Source organism: Mesorhizobium captivum, assembly GCF_033977165.1.
GTDB lineage: Bacteria > Pseudomonadota > Alphaproteobacteria > Rhizobiales > Rhizobiaceae > Mesorhizobium > Mesorhizobium captivum.
Map to the genome: position 1 here is coordinate 62374 of NZ_JAVIJB010000001.1, position 13957 is coordinate 76330.

Below are 13957 nucleotides of genomic sequence, written 5' to 3' on the forward strand. Positions count from 1 at the left end.
ATGGATAGCTTCAACGCAATCGTCCAGGTTCTGGACTCCACCATCCGCCTCTCGGTGCCGCTGCTGCTTGCCTGTCTCGCCGGCCTCTATTCCGAGCGGGCCGGCATCTTCGACATCGGTCTCGAAGGCAAGATGCTGGTCGGCGCTTTCGCCGGCGCTGCCGCTGCCTCGGTCTTCCATTCGGCCTTCATCGGCCTCGGTATGGCCATCCTGATCTCGGTCGCCTTCGCCATGGTGCACGGCTTCGCCTCGATCACGCATCGCGGCAACCAGATCGTCTCCGGCGTCGCCATCAACTTCGTCGCCGCCGGCTCGACCATCATCCTCGGCCAGGCCTGGTTCCAGCAGGGCGGCCGTACGCCGGCGCTGCAGCCGGGCGAGCGTTTCGAGGCGATCGTCTGGCCCGCTGCCGAAGCCGTCCGCAACGTGCCGATCCTCGGGCCGATCTACGCCGAGCTGATCTCCGGCCATTCGATCCTGGTCTACTTCGCCTTCGCGATGGTGCCGTTCACCTGGTGGGTGCTGTTTCGCACCCGCTTCGGCCTCAGGATGCGCGCCGTGGGCGAAAACCCGGCCGCCGTCGACACCGCCGGCATCTCGGTCGCCTGGCTGCGCTACCGCGCGCTGATCTGCACCGGCATCCTCACCGGCGTCGCCGGCGCGTATCTCTCGATGGTGCAGAATGGCGGCTTCGTGAAGGACATGACCGCGGGCAAGGGCTATATCGCTCTTGCCGCGCTGATCTTCGCCAAATGGAAGCCGGTCAACGCCATGTTCGCCTGCCTGCTGTTCGGCTTCCTCGACGCGGCGTCGATCCGCCTGCAGGGCTCGCCGCTGCCGATCATCGGCAAGGTGCCGGTGCAGTTCATGCAGGCGCTGCCCTATGTGCTGACCGTCATCCTGCTCGCCGGCTTCATCGGCAAGGCGATCCCGCCGCGCGCCGGCGGCGTGCCCTACGTCAAGGAACGCTGAGGCTCGGACAGCTTCGGCAACCGGCATTTGAACAGGATCGTGGGAGAGAAGAACTGAATGTCGCATGATCTGTTCGAGGCGGCGAAGACGGCGATGGCCAAGGCCTATGCGCCCTATTCCAAGTTTCCCGTCGGTGCGGCGCTGCGCACCGAGGACGGCCGTGTCTTCACCGGCGCCAATATCGAGGTGGCCTCCTATCCCGAGGGCTGGTGCGCCGAGACCACGGCGCTCGGCCACTACGTCATGGGCGGCGGCGGCAAGATCACCGAGATCGCGGTGATCGCCGAGCGCATGGCCAAATGCTCGCCCTGCGGCGGCTGCCGACAGCGGCTGGCGGAGTTCTGCCGGCCGGAAACGAAGCTCTATCTCTGCGACAATACCGGCGTGGTCGAGACGGTCACCATGGGCGACATGCTGCCTTACGGCTTCAGGGGCGACATTTTGAAATGAAGAGCGGGTTGAAATGAAGGGCGGGTTGGAATGAAGGAAGCGCTGGATCATCTGGTCGAGAAGCTGGACGGCTTGGCCCCGACCGCGGCGCTCGTGCTGGGCTCCGGCCTCGGCGGGCTCGTCGACCAGGTCGAGGACGCAAGGCGCATCTCCTATGCCGAGTTACCGGGCTTCCCGCGCAGCGGCGTTTCCGGCCATGCCGGCGAGGTCGTGGCAGGGCATTTCGCCGGCACGCCGGTGCTGATGCTTTCCGGCCGCGCGCATTACTACGAGCACGGCAACGCTGCCGCGATGCGCCCGGCGCTGGAGGTGCTTGCCGGCATCGGCATCTCGCATCTCATCCTCACCAACGCCGCCGGCTCCGTCGACCCGGACATGGGGCCTGGCTCGGTGATGCTGATCACCGACCACATCAACTTCTCTGGCTCCAACCCGTTGATCGGCGAGCCGAGCGATCGCCGCTTCGTCGGTCTCACCGAGGCCTATGATGCCGGCCTGCGCAAGGCGATCGAGAAGGCGGCGAACGAGACCGGCACGGCGCTGCACAAAGGCGTCTATATGTGGTTTTCCGGCCCGTGTTTCGAAACGCCGGCCGAGATCCGCATGGCGCGCGTCATGGGCGCCAATGCCGTCGGCATGTCGACGGTGCCGGAAGTCATCCTTGCCCGCTTCCTCGGCCTCAAGGTCGCCGCCTGCTCGGTCATCACCAACCTGGCGGCCGGCATGACCGGGGCGGAACTCTCGCACCAGGAAACCAAGGACATGGCGCCGGTCGGCGGCGCGCGGCTGGCGACGATCCTCGAGCATGTGTTCCGGGAAGGTTTGCCGGATGTCTGAGGCGGTCTTTACCCTCCCCCTTGTGGGGAGGGTCGACGAGCGGACCTTGCGAAGCAAGGTCAGCGAGACGGGGCGGGGGGACTTCATTCGCACCGCCGCTGCCCCCACCCCGCTCCGCTTTGCGGAGCGACCCTCCCCACAAGGGGGAGGGTAGGGTCGTGCTCCCCCAGGAAATCATCCGCCGCAAGCGCGACGGCCACAAGCTCTCGGCGGCCGAGATCGCGGCCTTCATCGAGGGGATAACGGCCGGCACGCTGTCGGAGGGCCAGATCGGCGCCTTCGCGATGGCCGTGTTCCTCAAAGGCATGAGCCGCGAGGAGGCTGTGGCGCTGACCACCGCCATGCGCGATTCCGGCGATGTGCTCGACTGGTCCGACCTGCCGGGTCCGGTCACCGACAAGCACTCGACGGGCGGCGTCGGCGACAACGTCTCGCTGATGCTGGCGCCGATCGTCGCCGCCTGCGGCGCCTATGTGCCGATGATCTCCGGCCGCGGTCTCGGCCATACCGGCGGCACGCTCGACAAGATGGATGCCATCCCCGGCTACACCAGCCAACCGGATGTGGCGCGTTTGCGCAAGACGGTGCTGGAAACCGGCTGCGCCATCATCGGCCAGACCGCCGATCTGGCGCCGGCAGACCGCCGGTTCTATGCGATCCGCGACGTGACGGGGACGGTCGAGTCGGTGCCGCTGATCACGGCCTCGATCCTGTCGAAGAAGCTTGCTGCGGGCTTGGGCTCGCTGGTGCTCGACGTCAAGGTCGGCAACGGCGCCTTCATGGAGAAGTCGCGCGATGCGGTCGCCCTGGCGAACAGCCTGGTCGAGGTCGCCAATGGCGCGGGCCTGAAAGCGTCGGCGCTGGTGACCGGCATGAACGAGCCGTTGGCCTCGGCCGCCGGCAATGCGGTCGAGGTGAAGAACGCCGTCGATTTCCTGACCGGCCGTTTCCGCGGCCGCCGGCTGCAGGACGTGACGCTGGCGCTGGCCGCCGAAATGCTGCAGTCGGCGGGGATTGCCTCGTCCAACCAGGACGGGATCAGGCGCGCCGCCGAGACGCTTGCCGGCGGCCGCGCGGCGGCGGTGTTCGCGCGAATGGTGACGGCGCTCGGCGGTCCCGCCGACTTCGTCGAGAACCCTGAAAAATACCTCCCCGAAGCGGCGGTGGAATTGGCGGTGGACGCGGCGGCGGACGGCTTCGTCGCCGGCATCGCGACGCGTGACATCGGGCTAGCCGTCGTTGCCCTCGGCGGCGGGCGCACCCGTCCGGACGACAGGATCGATCACGCCGTGGGCTTGACCAGTCTGTTGCCGGTCGGTGCCGAGGTGCGGGCGGGCGAGCTGCTTGCGCTGGTCCACGCGCGCACCGAGGCGGACGCCGAGGCCGCCGCCGCCGCGGTGCGTTCCGCCTATTCGATCGGCGCCTCGAAGCCGCCCGCCGAGAAGACGGTGCTCAGGCGGATCCTGCCGCTTTGAGGTGAAGCAATCCTACTGCACCAGCAGCAGCGCGCCGTTCTGGACTTCGTATTTCTGCAGCCGCTGCAGGAAGCTCATGCCGATCAGGTTGGTTTGCAGCGCCCGGTCGTCGAGCACCACCGCTTGGACGTTATCGAGGGAGATCTTGCCGATCTGCAGATGGTCGACGGTCACCACCGCGGCCTTGATGGCGCCGTTCGCGGTGTTCACCTGGTGATTGAAATCCGACTGGTTGAGCGAGATGCCGATCCGGCGCGCCGTCGATGTGTTGATAGCAACCAGCGTCGCGCCGGTGTCGATCATGCCGTCGATCTGACGGCCGTTGAGCTTGAAGGCGGAGGTGAAATGACCGCGTTCGTCGGCATTGACCAGCACCTGGCGGCCGAGCGGCATCGGCGCCGCCGGCTTGGCTGGAACCGAGGCAAGTTTGACGTCCGGCTGGACCTCCGGGGCCGCCGGCTTCGAGGCGACCGCCAATCTCAGCAGGCTTTCGACCATCCGCGGGTTCGACTGATAGACGATCGGGATCGATGCCGAGCTTCCGACAAAGACGCCAAGGAGGAGAAGCTTGCGCAGCATGGATCGACCTTCGTGAAGGTTCGATCCTTAAGCCGACATGGTGTTTTCAGCTTTAACGGGCGCCGGAACCGTGGTCTTTACGTAAACAAGCGGTAAAGAAAACGCTCACTTGGTCCCGTACATGCGGTCGCCGGCGTCGCCAAGGCCAGGCATGATATAGCCCTTTTCGTTCAGCTGGCGATCGATCGAGGCGGTGAAGATCGGGACATCCGGATGTGCCTTGGTGAAGCGCTCGATGCCTTCGGGCGCCGCCAACAGGCAGAGGAAGCGGATGTTGGTGGCACCGCGCCCCTTCAGCTTGTCAATCGCCGCAATCGCGGAATTCGCCGTCGCCAGCATCGGGTCGACGACGATCACCAGCCGGTCGGCAAGGTCGCTCGGCGCCTTGAAGAAATATTCGATCGCTTCCAGCGTCTCGTGGTCGCGGTAGAGGCCGATATGGGCGACGCGCGCCGCCGGCACCAGGTCGAGCAGGCCTTCGAGCAGGCCGTTGCCGGCCCGCAGCACCGAGGCGAAAACCAGCTTCTTGCCCTCCAGCGTCGGCGCTTCCATTTCCTCTATCGGCGTCTCGATGGTGGTTGTGGTCAGCTCGAGATTGCGGGTGACCTCATAGCCCAGAAGCAGCGAGATCTCGCGCAGCAGCCGCCGGAAGCCGGCCGTCGAGGTCTCCTTCTTGCGCATGATGGTCAGCTTGTGCTGGACAAGGGGGTGGTCGACGACGGTGACGCCCTGCATGGTCTGCTCCCGTGACTGGTGAATGGTGAATGGTGAATAGTGAATAGTAAGCGGGTTTGCGAGTCCTGATGGTCGATGATTACCGTTGACAGGCCGAAGCGCGCCGGCAAACCATTCACCATTCACCATTCACCATTCACCATTCACCATTCACCATTCACCATTCACCATTCACCATTCACCATTCACCATTCACCATTCACCGGCCTTTGGCGTCGAGCCGGCTCAGCAGCGCCGCCTTGGTCTTCCGGTCGACGAAGGCCGCCTCGATGGCCGTTCTGGTGACGGCGGTGAGCGCCTTGTCGTCCATCGCGAAATGCTCGGCGGCGATGTCGTATTCGCGCTTCAGCGAGGTCCAGAAATAGGGCGGATCGTCGGAGTTGAGCGTCATCTTGCAGCCGGCGGCGCGCAATGCCGGGAAGGGATGGTCGGCGAAACTCTCGAACACCTTTAGCGCGATATTGGAGCCGGGGCAGCATTCCAGCACCACGCCTTCGGCGGCGATGCGACGAACGAGGTCAGGGTTCTCGATGGCGCGCACGCCATGGCCGATGCGCGACGGGCGGATATGGTCGAGCGCTGCCTTGACACTTTCCCAGCCCATCAGCTCGCCGGCATGTATGGTGATGCCCAGACCTGCCTCGCGCGCGATCTCGAATGCCCGCACATAATCCTCGAAATCGCCGATGCGCTCGTCACCGGCGACGCCGAAACCAGTCACCAGCGGATGGCCGCAGCGCGCCGCGAAGCGCGCAGCCTGCTCGATCGCCTCGACGCCGACATGACGCACGCCGGTGACGATCATGCGTCCCTCGATGCCGGTCCTGGCCTTGGCGCGGACCATGCCTTCGCCAAGCGCGTCCGTGTAGGCCTTTGGCGAGAGACCGGCCTTCTTGGCATGATCCGGCGAGGTGAAGACCTCGGAATAGATGGCGCCGTCGCGGGCGAGGCTGGTCAGATAATGATCGGTCAGCCGGGCGTAGTCCTCCTCGGTGCGGAACAGGTCGGAGGCAAAGTCGTAGGCCGCGAGGAAAGAGCTGAAATCGTGCCAGACGAAGGAGCCGTCCTGGATATAGGGCGAGGGGTCCTTGCCATATCTGCGGGCCTGGCTGACGACGAGGTCGGGCGCCGCTGCCCCTTCGATGTGGCAGTGCAATTCGGCTTTCAAAATCATGCGGCCATCCCGTCCGGTATTTTTGTCCTGACGCCGATTCCGGGCGGAAAATCATGCGAGACCCTGCCCGAACCCGTCTCCAAGGCGCGGCCGAAAACCGCGCCTTGGACAATAGCGCCAGCCCCATCGATCGGCTATGGTCCCGCCGGTTTTATGGCGGATCAAAATAATGTCAGTTGAGAGAACCACGGCCACGGGCGGCATGGAAACCTCCTATGGTTTCAGGAGGGTGGGCGCAGGCGACAAGCAGTCCCTGGTCAACGATGTCTTCCATAAGGTGGCCAATCGATACGACCTCATGAACGATCTGATGTCGGGCGGGTTGCACCGGCTGTGGAAGGACGCGATGGTCGCCTGGCTCAATCCGCCGAAGCGGGCGGGCTGGAAGGTGCTCGACGTCGCCGGTGGCACGGGCGACGTCGCCTTCCGCATCATCGAGGCCAGCCACCGCCACGCGCACGCTACGGTGCTCGACATCAACGGCTCGATGCTCGAAGTCGGCCGCGACAGGGCCGAGAAGAAAAACCTTTCGGAATACACCGATTTCGTCGAGGCCAATGCCGAGGCGCTGCCCTTCGAGGACGACACGTTCGACGCCTATACGATCGCATTCGGTATCCGCAATGTGCCGCGCATCGATGTGGCGCTGAGCGAGGCTTTTCGCGTGCTGAAGCGCGGCGGGCGCTTCCTCTGCCTCGAATTCTCGGAAGTCGACATGCCGCTGCTCGACAAGGCCTACGAGGCCTGGTCGTTCAACGCCATTCCCAAAATTGGCAAGGCGGTGACCGGCGACGGTGAACCCTATTCCTACCTGGTGGAATCGATCCGCAAATTCCCCAATCAGCAGAATTTTGCCTCCATGATCACCCGCGCGGGCTTCGATCGCGTCACTTATCGCAACTATTCGGGCGGCATCGCCGCGCTTCATTCGGGCTGGAAGCTTTGAGGCAAGCGCAGCGATGACTACTGTCGGCGCTGGTTTCAGGCTCGTGCGAGCCGGCTGGGTGCTGGTCCGCGAGGGCGTCGTTGCGGCGCTGCCCGGCGAAGAGCTTTCCGGCATGCCGAAGCTTGGCTGGCGTCTGGCGCGCGTGCTTACCCGCCGTCGCGCCAGGAAGCATCAACGCGGCGACCGGCTGGCGCAGGCGGTGGTGCGGCTGGGGCCGTCCTATGTCAAGCTCGGCCAGTTCCTCGCGACACGGCCCGATGTCGTCGGCAACGACATGGCGGTCGACCTCGCCCTGCTGCAGGACAAGATGCACACTTTCCCGAAAGCGGAGGCGATCGCGGCGATCGAGGCTTCGCTCGGGCGCAGGATCGACGATCTCTATGCCAGCCTCGGCGAGCCGGTGGCGGCCGCCTCGATCGCCCAGGTGCATAGTGCCGAAGTCGTCCGCGACGGAATGATTTCGCGCGTGGCGGTGAAGGTGATCCGGCCGGGCGTGCGTCGCCACTTCTTCCACGATCTCGAAAGCTATTTCCTCGCCGCCCGCCTACAGGAGAAATACATCCCCTCGTCGCGCCGCCTGCGACCGGTCGAGGTGACCGAGACGCTGGCGCAGACCACCAAGATCGAGATGGACATGCGGCTTGAGGCGGCGGCGTTTTCCGAGCTCGGCGAGAACACCAAGGACGATCCGGGCTTCCGCGTGCCCACAGTCGACTGGGAAAGGACCGGCCGCGATGTGCTCACCATGGAGTGGATCGACGGCATCAAGATGAACGATCTCGCCGGCCTTGCCGCCGCCGGTCACGATCTCAAGGCAATTGCCGCCAATCTGATCCAGTCATTTCTTCGGCACACGCTGCGCGACGGCTTTTTCCACGCCGACATGCATCCCGGCAACCTGTTCGTCGAGGCCGACGGCACCGTCGTCGCCGTCGATCTCGGCATTGCCGGTCGGCTCGGCAAGAAGGAGCGCCGCTTCCTCGCCGAGATTCTCTACGGCTTCATCGTGCGCGACTACCGGCGCGTTGCCGAGGTGCATTTCGAGGCCGGCTATGTGCCGCGCCACCATAATGTCTCGGCCTTCGCACAGGCGATCCGCGCCATCGGCGAGCCTATCCACGGCCAGTCGGCCGACACGATTTCCATGGCCAAGCTGCTCACGCTGCTGTTCGAAGTCACCGACCTTTTCGACATGGCGACACGCACAGAACTGGTGCTGCTGCAGAAGACAATGGTGGTGGTCGAAGGCGTCGCCCGCACGCTCGATCCGGCCTTCAACATGTGGAAGACGTCGGAGCCGGTGGTCAGCGACTGGATCGCCAGCAATCTCGGGCCGCGCGGCATGCTCACCGACGCGCGCGACGCCGGCAAGGCGCTGGTGGCGCTGGCAAGACAGGCGCCGGACATTGCTGCCCGCACCGAGCGATTGTCGCGCGAGATCGACCTGATGGCCGAACATGGCCTGCGTTTCGACGAAGCGACCGCGCGCGCCATCGGCAAGGCCGAGGCGCGCCATACCCGCTCGGGCCGCGTGGCGTTGTGGGTGATCGCGCTCACGCTATTCTATATCGCCTGGCGGATTTTCTGACCGACGCTCGCCTTGCTGCGGTTTGATTGCATTGCTATCATTGCTTGCGTCATTTTTGAAGTGTGTGCAATCAGATGGCTAGCATCACGATCCGCAACCTTGACGACGAGGTCAAGGACTTGCTCCGGCAACTCGCGGCCGAAAATGGTTGCTCGATGGAGGAGCAGGCGCGGGCGATGATCCGCGCGGCGGTCGAGGGCAGGGCAGGGCAGGCGGGCCGCATCGACCAGATCGAGAAGACGCTGCGCGCGCTGACAGACCCTGGCCAGAACGCGACGCCCCTCTCAGTTGGATCCAGCAAGCCATCAATTCGGGGAAGGCTTTCCGGCAAACGCATCCTGCTCATCATTGGCGGCGGCATCGCCGCCTACAAATCACTCGACTTGATCCGACGCCTGCGCGAGCGGGGCGCCTCGGTCCGGGCGGTGATGACGGCTGCCGCGCAGGAGTTCGTCACCACGCTGTCGATCGGCGCGCTTTCGGCCGACCACGTGTTCACTGACCTTTTCGATCGCAATGACGAGCATGATGTCGGCCATATAAGGCTGTCGCGCGAGGCAGATCTGATGGTCGTGGCGCCGGCCACCGCCGATCTGATGGCCAAGCTCGCCAACGGCCATGCCAACGACCTTGCCTCGACGGTGCTTTTGGCCACCGACAAGAAGGTGCTGATGGCGCCGGCGATGAACCCGAAAATGTGGTCGCATCCGGCGACGCGCCGCAACCGGGCGACCTTGCAGAAGGACGGCATCGCGTTCGTCGGCCCCGCCAAGGGCGAGATGGCGGAAAGCAACGAGGCCGGCGAGGGCCGCATGGCCGAGCCGCTGGAGATCGTCGCCGCGATCGAGGCCATGCTCGACGAGAGGTCGAAGCCGCTTGCCGGCCGCAGGATCATCGTCACCTCGGGGCCGACGCATGAGCCGATCGACCCGGTGCGCTACATCGCCAACCGCTCCTCCGGCAAGCAGGGCCATGCGATCGCGGCCGCACTTGCGAAGCTCGGCGCCGACGTCCGGCTGGTATCCGGTCCGGTCAATATCGCCGATCCGGCCGGGGTTACGACCACGCATGTCGAGACCGCGGCCGAGATGAAGGAGGTGGTCGAGCACCTTTTGCCGGCGGACGCGGCGGTTTTCGTCGCCGCGGTCGCCGACTGGAGGACGGCGAACGCAGCCGGCGAGAAGATCAAGAAGGTGGCGGGCGAGGGACCACCGTCGCTCAAGATGGCCGAGAATCCCGACATCCTCGCGGGAGTGGGCCATCACAGCCAGCGGCCGGGCCTCGTCATCGGCTTCGCCGCCGAGACGCAGGATCTCATCAGCAACGCCCAGGTGAAGCTGAAGAAAAAGGGCGCCGATTTCATCGTCGCCAACGACGTTTCGCATGAGAGCGGTATCGGCCCGTCCGGCGTGATGGGTGGCGACCGCAACAAGGTGCGCATCGTCTCCCGCTCCGGCGTCGAGGAATGGCCGGAGATGGGCAAGGACGAGGTGGCGGCGCGGCTCGCCGCCTTGATTGCCGAGCGGCTGCGGACGATCGTCGTCTAGCCGATCGCTTGCTGGGGCCGCATGGCCGGCACGGCAATCCTTAGCGCTGCGATGCAGCCCAGGATCCCAAGCGGCACGAAGGCCAGGAACAGCCAGCCGGCGACGCCTGCGGCCGCTTCGAGGCTCAGGCCTTCGGAAAAACCGCTGGCGTTGGCGACGATGCCGGCAAGGGCTGCGCCAACCGCATAGCCGATGCGCTGCATGGTCGGCACGGCGGCCGACGCGATCGTCTGCTCGCCCTCGCGGGCCGAAGCGACGATGACGCGTGTGAGGAACGGCCAGCAGACGCCGAAGCCGCCGCCCTGCAGCAGGGCGCAGAGCAGGATCAGCGGGATCGAGCCTGACGGGATGGTGTAGGCAAAACCGGCGAGGCCGGAGGCGATCATCAGTGCGCCGATGACGATGATCACCCGCTCGCGTTCCAGCGGCGCATTGGCGATGAGGATCGACAGGATCGACCAGGCGATCGATTCGGCGGCGATGATGTAGCCGGTGGTCAATATCGGAATGCCGTGAAGCGTGGTCAGAAGCAGCGGCCCGTAAATGGTGAAGGTGCAGGTGGCCACCGAGAATGCCGCAACCATTGTCATGCCGCTGCCAAGCGGCGAGCGCCATGAAAACAAAGGCGACGGAAAGAGGCGCGAGCGTGGCCTCAGCGCATCGATACGGAAGAACAGCGCCAGGCCGATCAGGCCGACGAGGAGCAGCAGCGACGAGCGCAGCAGGGCAATGTCGACGCCGGCGGCGGCGATCAGCACCACGCTGATGGCGAGACAGGCAAGTGCGGCATAGGAGAAGGGCGGCGCAGTGCCGTTGCCCGCCTGCGGCTTCGTCGCCTCGGGCGTGTCGAGCACGATGAAGCTCGCCAGCGCCATCGCCGCGCCGCCGAAGGTGAAGACGCCGAAGGCCCAGCGCCACGACAGGAACTCGGTCATAACAGCGCCGAGCATCGGTCCGCTGAAGGCGGCGACGCCCCAAATAGCCGACATGATGCCGAAGAGCTGTGGCCAGATGTTGCGTGCAAACAGGCGCTCGACCGAGACAAAGGCCAGCGACACCAGTGCGCCGCCGCCGAGGCCCTCGACCAGGCGCCCGGCGAGGAACAAAGGCATGGAAGGCGCCGTGGCGCAGATCAGCGCCCCAGCCGCGTAGAGGAGGGCGGCGACCATCATGTTGGAGCGCAGCGCGACATAGCTTACGAGCCGGCCTGCGGCGGCGCCGGCGACAATGGCGCCGAGCTCATAGATCGCCAGCGACCAGCCGACCAGTTGCACGCCCGCCAGTTCGCCGACCATGGCGGGCATCACCGTCGCCACCATCGTCTCGTTGGTGGCATGCAGCAGGATGCCGAGGCTGATGAAGCAGAAGCGCGCCAGGTCGCCGCTTGCCCACAGCGCCCGCCAATCCACCTTGTTACGGGCCACCTTGTTGCTGCCTGCTGCCGTCACGTCGATCTCCTGCTTGCCATGTGCAACTTCATTCGCTTTCGAAGAAGGTGCCAGATCCAGTTCGGCAGGGCTTGTAGAACCTCAAGCGCAGTTGAGCTCAAGAGGCTTCTTTCTGCGATATCGCGGCCAGGGACAGAGCCGCGGATTCGTGCACAAGCGATCAGCGCGCCAAAAAACATGCGGCCCGGAACGAGTGTCCCGGGTCGCATCCGTTCTGATCGAACGGCTGATCGAAAGCTTCACTTGTAGGAGTGGACGAGGTCCAGCGAGGCCACGGTGACGGCCAGATTGACGCCGGTCTGCGCCTGCACGCTGAGCGGCTCCAGCATGAAGGCGCCGTCCAGGCCGCCGACCAGGAGATTGGCGCCGCCGCCGGTCACGACGCTTGCCTCGGCGTTGACCCCGTAATAGCTGCCGGCAAGATCGCCCGCGTCATGGCTGCGGGTTGCGGCGAGAACCGCCCAGACGAGCTGGCCCTGATGCGTCTTGCCGACATCGACGCCCAGCTTGGAGATCATGCCCGTATAAATCTCGGCCGGCCCGTGATGGGAAGGGCGGAAGACGCAGGAGACGCCTTTGTTGGAGGTGATGACATAGCCGGTACCACCGTCGATGGTGCAATCGAGCGTGCCGAGCCGGAGCGTGCCGGCATTGACTGGAGAAGCGAGGACCGTGGCGGCAAGCGCGGCGGCGGCACAGGCAAGTGTCTTGATCATTGGAAAGGTCCTTTCGCGAAAATTGGCCTCGGTTAACGGTCGAGGTGCGTGGAGCGTTCCGCCGAAAACTTGGCGCGAGCGTGGCAAGGGATGACGCATTTCGCCGGGCGGTTAACGGATCGCAACCGGCGTCTCAGCGCCGCAACACTGCGATCGCCGGCGACGACCGGGAGCGTGCCGCACACTCAGCGTCAGCCTCCGATCAGCTGGCGCTGCCGGAGGTGCGCGACAGGCCGTCCTTGGCCGGCTGGTAGTTCGGGTCGAGGTGGACAGCTTCACGGTAGGACTTGGCCGCCCTGACCTTGTCGCCACGCCGCTCGTAGATCAGCGCCTGGTTGGCCCAGGCCTCGGCGTTCTTGCCGTCGAGCTTGATGGCCATGTTGAAGTCGGCGAAGGCGTTGTCCTCGTCGCCGGTCGCCAGATAGGAGAGGCCGCGGCCGTTGTAGGGCTCGGCGGCGTCCGGCGCCAGCGAGATCGCGGTCGAGAAATCCTCGATGGCAAACTTGTGCTGGCCCTGGCTCTGATAGATGAGGCCGCGATTGTGGTAGGCACGGGCGTCGGTCGTGTCGAGCTGGATCGCCTTCTGGAAGTCGTTGAAGGCATCCTGGGTGCGGCCACCCTTGCGGTAGAGATTGCCGCGGCCGATATAGGCGGCGTCGTAATTCGCGTTGATCTGGATCGAGCGGTTATAGTCGGCAAGCGCTGCTTGCTGGTTGCCGAGGAAGCGTTGGATGAGCGCTCGGTTCGAATAGGCCTGGTAGAAATTCGGGTTGAGCTGGATGGCCTGGTCGAAATCCTTCAGCGCCGCCTGGTACTGGCCGCCGCGACCATAGGCCGAGCCGCGCACATTGTAGCCTTCGGGATCCTGCGGGTTACGCTGGATGACCGCCGATAGCGAGGAGATGTTCTCGGTCGACCCTTGCGCCTTGTCGATTGAGCTGAATTCGCCAGTCGGGGTCGTCTGGCATGCTGCAAGCGTCAGGCCCGAAAGCAGGGCCGCCGTCAGGGCGAAGCCGCGAAAAGCGGTTCTGCGCTCCACGGTAATTGCGTTCATCTTTGTCCTCACTGCCGCGGCGCCGTCAGTCCGTTCCCTCTCCGAACCGGCTCGAATGCATAAACAAAAAGGTGGCGGCGATTCCGCATCGCGCCACCCTCGGTATCCTTCGAAAAGGACGAAAAATTGGCGTTATGAGCGCGGCGAGCGCGATGCGCCGGCAGCACCAGCCGGAGCCGGGCGCGGGGTCATCGGCAGCAGGCCTTCGCGCTGAGCGCGCTTGCGGGCCAGCTTGCGAGCGCGGCGCACGGCTTCAGCCTTTTCACGGGCACGCTTCTCGGACGGCTTCTCGTAGTGACCGCGCATCTTCATTTCGCGGAAAATACCTTCGCGCTGCATCTTCTTCTTCAGCGCGCGAAGCGCCTGGTCAACGTTGTTGTCGCGGACGAGTACCTGCACGTGCAATCCTGTCTTCGAGTTTGAAATCAATAAGGCA

The 13957-nt window shown here is 65.0% G+C and carries 14 protein-coding genes; 7 read left to right on the plus strand and 7 right to left on the minus strand.

Features of this window, described 5'->3' with window-relative positions:
* The 4 genes from RFM40_RS00300 (at position 1) to deoA (ending at position 3734) form a co-directional block, all read left to right on the plus strand.
* Positions 1-972 carry an ABC transporter permease gene (locus RFM40_RS00300; protein WP_320228094.1) on the plus strand — a complete coding sequence of 324 codons (972 nt, stop codon included), beginning with the start codon at positions 1-3 and terminating at the stop codon, positions 970-972.
* A 57-nt stretch (positions 973-1029) separates the two neighbouring features.
* Positions 1030-1422 carry a cytidine deaminase gene (cdd, locus tag RFM40_RS00305; protein WP_292299740.1) on the plus strand — a complete coding sequence of 131 codons (393 nt, stop codon included), beginning with the start codon at positions 1030-1032 and terminating at the stop codon, positions 1420-1422.
* Between the two features lie 30 nt (positions 1423-1452).
* Complete coding sequence (locus RFM40_RS00310) at positions 1453-2259, plus strand: purine-nucleoside phosphorylase (protein ID WP_320228095.1); 807 nt, start codon at positions 1453-1455, stop codon at positions 2257-2259.
* Positions 2260-2417: 158 nt separating this feature from the next.
* Positions 2418-3734: a thymidine phosphorylase gene (gene deoA / locus RFM40_RS00315; protein WP_320228096.1), complete on the plus strand. Its 1317-nt coding sequence runs from the start codon at positions 2418-2420 to the stop codon at positions 3732-3734.
* Positions 3735-3746: 12 nt separating this feature from the next.
* Here deoA and RFM40_RS00320 read toward each other — a convergent pair whose 3' ends face one another.
* From RFM40_RS00320 to RFM40_RS00330, 3 genes are all read right to left on the minus strand, one after another.
* The gene (locus RFM40_RS00320) at positions 3747-4313 is read right to left on the minus strand and encodes a TIGR02281 family clan AA aspartic protease (protein ID WP_320228097.1); all 567 of its coding nucleotides are present in this window, start codon (positions 4311-4313) and stop codon (positions 3747-3749) included.
* Between the two features lie 105 nt (positions 4314-4418).
* Positions 4419-5048, minus strand: coding sequence for a uracil phosphoribosyltransferase (gene upp / locus RFM40_RS00325; protein WP_059184513.1), 630 nt, complete (start codon positions 5046-5048; stop codon positions 4419-4421).
* A 199-nt stretch (positions 5049-5247) separates the two neighbouring features.
* The gene (locus RFM40_RS00330; RefSeq protein ID WP_320224727.1) at positions 5248-6222 is read right to left on the minus strand and encodes an adenosine deaminase; all 975 of its coding nucleotides are present in this window, start codon (positions 6220-6222) and stop codon (positions 5248-5250) included.
* Between the two features lie 169 nt (positions 6223-6391).
* On the opposite strand from RFM40_RS00330, the gene ubiE reads away from it, so the two are divergent.
* The 3 genes from ubiE to coaBC all read left to right on the plus strand — a co-directional run bounded on the left by ubiE (position 6392) and on the right by coaBC (position 10303).
* Positions 6392-7168, plus strand: coding sequence for a bifunctional demethylmenaquinone methyltransferase/2-methoxy-6-polyprenyl-1,4-benzoquinol methylase UbiE (gene ubiE, locus RFM40_RS00335; protein WP_320224728.1), 777 nt, complete (start codon positions 6392-6394; stop codon positions 7166-7168).
* Positions 7169-7181: 13 nt separating this feature from the next.
* Entirely contained in the window at positions 7182-8756 is a 1575-nt protein-coding gene (ubiB, locus tag RFM40_RS00340; protein WP_320224729.1) for a 2-polyprenylphenol 6-hydroxylase, read from the plus strand.
* A 74-nt stretch (positions 8757-8830) separates the two neighbouring features.
* On the plus strand, positions 8831-10303 hold the full coding sequence (gene coaBC, locus RFM40_RS00345) for a bifunctional phosphopantothenoylcysteine decarboxylase/phosphopantothenate--cysteine ligase CoaBC (RefSeq protein ID WP_320224730.1): 1473 nt from the start codon (positions 8831-8833) through the stop codon (positions 10301-10303).
* Here coaBC and RFM40_RS00350 read toward each other — a convergent pair.
* From RFM40_RS00350 to rpsU, 4 genes are all read right to left on the minus strand, one after another.
* The gene (locus RFM40_RS00350; RefSeq protein ID WP_320224731.1) at positions 10300-11751 is read right to left on the minus strand and encodes an MFS transporter; all 1452 of its coding nucleotides are present in this window, start codon (positions 11749-11751) and stop codon (positions 10300-10302) included. The two genes, coaBC and RFM40_RS00350, sit on opposite strands and share 4 nt — an antisense overlap.
* 239 nt (positions 11752-11990) lie before the next feature.
* Positions 11991-12467: a DUF992 domain-containing protein gene (locus tag RFM40_RS00355; protein WP_320219529.1), complete on the minus strand. Its 477-nt coding sequence runs from the start codon at positions 12465-12467 to the stop codon at positions 11991-11993.
* Between the two features lie 202 nt (positions 12468-12669).
* Complete coding sequence (locus RFM40_RS00360) at positions 12670-13521, minus strand: tetratricopeptide repeat protein (RefSeq protein ID WP_320224732.1); 852 nt, start codon at positions 13519-13521, stop codon at positions 12670-12672.
* Between the two features lie 132 nt (positions 13522-13653).
* Positions 13654-13920 (minus strand): 30S ribosomal protein S21, encoded by a 267-nt coding sequence (rpsU, locus tag RFM40_RS00365; RefSeq protein ID WP_027165252.1) that lies wholly within the window; start codon positions 13918-13920, stop codon positions 13654-13656.
* Positions 13921-13957: the final 37 nt, after the last annotated feature.

Coding starts and splice junctions, on each gene's coding strand:
- RFM40_RS00355 (WP_320219529.1), bottom strand. CDS start 12,467: ATGATCAAGACACTTGCCTGTGCCGCCGCCGCGCTTGCCGCCACGGTC.
- RFM40_RS00310 (WP_320228095.1), top strand. CDS start 1,453: ATGAAGGAAGCGCTGGATCATCTGGTCGAGAAGCTGGACGGCTTGGCC.
- ubiE (WP_320224728.1), top strand. CDS start 6,392: ATGTCAGTTGAGAGAACCACGGCCACGGGCGGCATGGAAACCTCCTAT.
- coaBC (WP_320224730.1), top strand. CDS start 8,831: ATGGCTAGCATCACGATCCGCAACCTTGACGACGAGGTCAAGGACTTG.
- upp (WP_059184513.1), bottom strand. CDS start 5,048: ATGCAGGGCGTCACCGTCGTCGACCACCCCCTTGTCCAGCACAAGCTG.
- cdd (WP_292299740.1), top strand. CDS start 1,030: ATGTCGCATGATCTGTTCGAGGCGGCGAAGACGGCGATGGCCAAGGCC.
- RFM40_RS00300 (WP_320228094.1), top strand. CDS start 1: ATGGATAGCTTCAACGCAATCGTCCAGGTTCTGGACTCCACCATCCGC.
- ubiB (WP_320224729.1), top strand. CDS start 7,182: ATGACTACTGTCGGCGCTGGTTTCAGGCTCGTGCGAGCCGGCTGGGTG.
- RFM40_RS00320 (WP_320228097.1), bottom strand. CDS start 4,313: ATGCTGCGCAAGCTTCTCCTCCTTGGCGTCTTTGTCGGAAGCTCGGCA.
- RFM40_RS00330 (WP_320224727.1), bottom strand. CDS start 6,222: ATGATTTTGAAAGCCGAATTGCACTGCCACATCGAAGGGGCAGCGGCG.
- RFM40_RS00360 (WP_320224732.1), bottom strand. CDS start 13,521: ATGAACGCAATTACCGTGGAGCGCAGAACCGCTTTTCGCGGCTTCGCC.